This window comes from Actinoalloteichus spitiensis RMV-1378 (assembly GCF_000239155.1).
GTDB classification, from domain to species: domain Bacteria; phylum Actinomycetota; class Actinomycetes; order Mycobacteriales; family Pseudonocardiaceae; genus Actinoalloteichus_B; species Actinoalloteichus_B spitiensis.
The window spans coordinates 1-2587 of record NZ_AGVX02000598.1; the positions used below are offsets into that span (position 1 = coordinate 1).

Consider the following 2587-nt stretch of genomic DNA (forward strand, 5'->3'; position numbering starts at 1 on the left):
GCGGGTGTCCGCCAGGCCCTGGAGCGGACACCCCGCCCCGGACTCCCCGTACCGGGCCCGGTTGGACGGCACCTGGCCCGGGGGGAGCCGTCTGACGGACGAGGAGATCAGCGCCGCCGCCGAGGACATCCACCGCGTCTTCGCCGCCGCCCCGGGTGCCGCGCGGGACGCGGTCGTCGACGCCCTCGTCGACCGGGTCGGGCTCGTTCCCCATCTCGACAGCGGGGCCGCCCCGCCCCGGCTGGGGTGGCGCGCGGCGGCGGACGCGCCTCCCCTGCTCGCCGCGATGCTGGCCGCCGTCCTCGACGCCCTCACCGATCCGGCGGCCCGGTCGGCGGGCCTGTGCGCCGCCGAGGAATGCGCCGACGTCTACCTCGACACGTCGCGGCGTGGACACCGGATCTACTGCTCGACCCGCTGCCAGACCCGCGAACGGGTTCGAGCGCACCGCCAGCGCCGCTCCTGAACCCGGCGCGCACGGGAGTTCGTGGCCTACCCGGCGGCGGACCCTCCCGTCCTGGCCGCGAACCGGCGATGGCAGGGGACCGCCGCGCGGCGCCGTCAGCTCTCGAGGAACTTCAGCCCGGCGACACCCACCACGATCAGGCCCAGGAAGAGCATCCGTCCCGGGCTGAGCGCGTCGCCGAACCAGACGACGCCGGCCACGGCCACGCCGATCGCGCCGATACCGACCCACACCGCGTAGGCGGTACCGATCGGGAGGTCCCTGACCGCGAGGGTCAGCAGCGCGAAGCTGGCGAGCGCCCCGCCGATCCCCAGGAGGCTCGGCCAGAACCGGGTGAACCCCTGGGATTCCTTGATGGCGCTGGCCCAGCCGATCTCCAGGAGCCCGGCCGCGACGAGGAGCAACCACGAGATCATGTGCCCTCCGATCGCCGACGCTGGTTGGGGATCGCGGCCGTCATGCGTTGTAACCCCCGTCCACGGTCAGCGCGGTGCCGGTGACGTAGCGACCGGAGTCCCCGGCGAGGTAGGAGACGGCGGCGGCGATGTCCTGAGGCTCCCCGTAGCGCCCCAGGGGAATGGCGGGGAGTTCGTCGGCGGCCTCGGGAGCCGAGGCCGGGTTCATGTCGGTGTCGATGTTGCCCGGGTGCACGGCGGTGACGGTGATGCCCCGTTCGCCCAGGTCCCGGGCGAGCCCCCGGGTCATGCCCTCGACGGCGGCCTTGGTCATCGAGTAGAGGGTGACCCCGGGGTAGGGGGTCCGGTTGGCGAAGGAGCTGCCCACGGTGATGATCCGGCCCCCGGGTGCCAGCACGCGCGCGGCCGCCTGGCTGAACAGGAACGGGGCCCTGACGTGCAGGGCGAGGGCCGCGTCGACCTCGCTCTGGGGCACCTCGTCCAGTGGGCCGTTCGGGAAGGTGCCCGCGCTGTTGACGAGGACGTCGAGCCGTCCGAACTCCTCGACCACCGCGTCGACTGCGGTGACCGCCGCCGTGGGTGCCGCGCTGTCCACGGCGATCGACGAGGCGAGGCGGCCCCGCGAGCGGATGTCGCGGACGACGGCGGCCGCGGCCTCCTCCGACGACAGGTAGGTGATCGCGACGTCCAGGCCGTCGTCGGCGAGTCGTCGGGCGATCGCGGCGCCGATGCCCCTGCTCCCCCCCGGTGACCAGTGCGACCTTGCTCCGTTGCGGCATCGAGTTCTCCCTTGCCCCGTCAATTTTGTAGCAGATACTAAAAATATACACTGGGGGCATGTCCAGTACGCGAGGCGCCACCGACGCCACCGACCAGCCCCGGCGGCGGGGCCGGCCCCGCGCGTTCGACCGGGACACGGCGCTGCGCCAGGCGATGGAGGTGTTCTGGGAGCGCGGCTACGAGGGCACTCGACTGACCGATCTCGTCGAGGCGATGCGGATGAACCCCCCGAGCCTGTACGGCGCGTTCGGGTCGAAGGAGAAGTTGTTCCGCGAAGCCGTCGAGTTCTACAACTCGCCCGACCGCTCGGTCACCACCCTCGCGCTCGAGCGGCCCGGGCCGGTGCGGGACGCGGTCGAGGCCCTACTGCGCGACAACGCGAAGGCCTACGTCGACCCCGAGACCCCGCACGGGTGCCTGATCGTCCTCTCCGCGATCTCCTACTCCCCGGAGAGCGAGGGCCTCCGCGATCTACTGCGGTCCCTACGCGACCAGGACCGGGACCGGCTGCTGGCCCGTCTCCGCGCTGCCAGCGAGGACGGCGGCCTGCCCGCGTCGGTCGACGTCGACCGGCTCGCATCGTTCCTGATGTCGGTGCTCTTCGGGCTGTCCATCCAGGCGCGCGACGGCGCGACCCTGGCCGAACTCGACGGCGTCGTCGACATCACCCTCGCTACCTGGGACCACCTCGTCGAGTCCGCGCGCGGTGGGTGAGACGGCCCGCGCCGGCCAGTGACCGGAAGGGCCGGGAGGCAGGACAGGGCTCGTGTGCACCTCTCGGCCGTGGCCCGGGAGCGTCGCGCCCTGGCGGTCGAGGGTCCGCCCCGTGCGCGCCGGGAACGGGACGCCAGCGCCGCTTGCGCGGATGACCTGGTGGCCGTCCGCCCCCTGCGCGCCGGGAACGGGACCGGCGGGAGCCTCCGCC

Annotated in this window: 4 protein-coding genes; 2 read left to right on the forward strand and 2 right to left on the reverse strand. The window is 73.3% G+C overall.

Annotation, left to right across the window (positions count from 1 at the left end; translation table 11 throughout):
- Nucleotides 1-466, forward strand: a 466-nt coding sequence (locus ACTIDRAF_RS32215; RefSeq protein WP_016700928.1) for a CGNR zinc finger domain-containing protein, incomplete at its 5' end; no start/stop codon positions are given.
- Nucleotides 467-561: 95 nt separating this feature from the next.
- Here ACTIDRAF_RS32215 and ACTIDRAF_RS0222325 read toward each other — a convergent pair.
- Entirely contained in the window at nt 562-882 is a 321-nt protein-coding gene (locus tag ACTIDRAF_RS0222325; protein WP_016700929.1) for a DMT family transporter, read from the reverse strand.
- A gap of 40 nt (nt 883-922) precedes the next feature.
- Nucleotides 923-1684 (reverse strand): SDR family oxidoreductase, encoded by a 762-nt coding sequence (locus ACTIDRAF_RS30565; protein WP_052168932.1) that lies wholly within the window; start codon nt 1682-1684, stop codon nt 923-925.
- A gap of 35 nt (nt 1685-1719) precedes the next feature.
- Between ACTIDRAF_RS30565 and ACTIDRAF_RS0222335 the strand changes: the two genes are divergently transcribed.
- Nucleotides 1720-2376 carry a TetR/AcrR family transcriptional regulator gene (locus tag ACTIDRAF_RS0222335; protein WP_016700932.1) on the forward strand — a complete coding sequence of 219 codons (657 nt, stop codon included), beginning with the start codon at nt 1720-1722 and terminating at the stop codon, nt 2374-2376.
- Nucleotides 2377-2587 lie beyond the last annotated feature (211 nt).

Bases quoted from the DNA above. Each gene is read 5' to 3' on its own strand.
- ACTIDRAF_RS0222325 (WP_016700929.1), bottom strand. From the start codon at position 882: ATGATCTCGTGGTTGCTCCTCGTCGCGGCCGGGCTCCTGGAGATCGGC.
- ACTIDRAF_RS0222335 (WP_016700932.1), top strand. From the start codon at position 1,720: ATGTCCAGTACGCGAGGCGCCACCGACGCCACCGACCAGCCCCGGCGG.